A 1341-nucleotide genomic window follows, 5' to 3' on the forward strand; every position below is an offset into this window, starting at 1 on the left:
ATTTTACGGCTGGCGAAGGTAGGTCGTACAACTATGGTGTTTCGAACCCGTCAGGTAGACTGATCACAACGACCAGGTGCACCACAGATTGTCGCTGCCGTTTGGCAAGCACGCAAGGTAGATTAACCCGAATATGGTTGTTGCACCAGCCTCGAATTTTACAGCCGTAGAAGGGATGTACGTTTATGCAAGTAGTTTATCCACACTGCTGCGGGCTTGACGTACACAAAAAAACCGTTACAGCCTGCGCTATCACACCGAAGGGCAAAGAGATTCAGACTTTCAGTACAATGACCGATGATTTGATCCAAATGGCCGATTGGATCAAAAGCCATCACTGCACCCACGTCGCAATGGAAAGTACGGGTGTCTACTGGAAACCGATTTTCAACCTTTTGGAACTGGAAGAACTTCACATCATGGTTGTCAACGCTCAGCACATCAAAGCAGTGCCGGGACGAAAAACGGATGTAAAAGATGCTGAATGGATCGCCGATCTTTTACGACATGGTCTATTGCAAGGCAGCTTTATTCCCAAACGGGAACAGCGCGAATTACGTGAATTGGTTCGCTATCGCCGAAGTCTAATCGATGAACGCTCCCGTGAAGTGAGCCGCATTCAAAAGGTGTTGGAAGGAGCCAATATTAAACTCTCTTCCGTGGCAACGGATATCTTGGGTGTATCCGGACGGGCCATGATCGAAGCGATGATCGAAGGCGTCGAAGATTCCCGGAAATTAGCTGAGTTGGCTAAGGCGCGCTTAAAAAACAAAAAAGGCGATCTTGAGCGTGCGTTACGGGGACTGATCGGGCCTCATCAGAAGCTGATGCTCGAAACGCAACTGAAGCATATTGATTTTTTGGATGAACAGATCGCCAATCTGGATGAAGAAGTGAAAGAACGCATGCTCCCTTTTGAGGAGGACCTGGAGCGTTTGGATACGATCCCTGGCGTCGGCCGACGTACCGCTGAACAATTGCTGGCGGAAATCGGCACCAACGTGGAGGAACAATTCCCTTCTGCTGCCCATTTGTGTTCGTGGGCAGGGATGGCTCCAGGCAATAACGAAAGCGCTGGAAAGCGCAAGTCCGGTCGAACACGAAAGGGTAACAAAAAGCTTCGAGCCACCCTGGTAGAAGCTGCTCGCTCCGCTGCAAGAACAAAGAACACTTATTTATCTGCCCAGTACCAACGTATTGCTTCCCGTAGAGGAGCAAATCGCGCTGCTGTAGCAGTAGGACACACGATTTTAACAATAGCCTACCACCTCTTAACGCGGAAAGAAAACTATATCGAACTCGGTGCCGACTTTTATGATCAACGGCGAAGAGACATCGTAA

At 49.2% G+C, this 1341-nt stretch carries 1 protein-coding gene; it reads left to right on the top strand.

From position 1 onward, the window contains the following. Positions 1-185: 185 nt before the first annotated feature. Positions 186-1341: IS110 family transposase (locus ACFQ03_RS25815; RefSeq protein ID WP_379291892.1), on the top strand; the 1156-nt coding region annotated here is incomplete at its 3' end.

It is taken from the genome of Paenibacillus residui (assembly GCF_042677205.1).
In the GTDB taxonomy this organism is placed as follows: Bacteria; Bacillota; Bacilli; order Paenibacillales; family NBRC-103111; genus Paenibacillus_L; species Paenibacillus_L residui.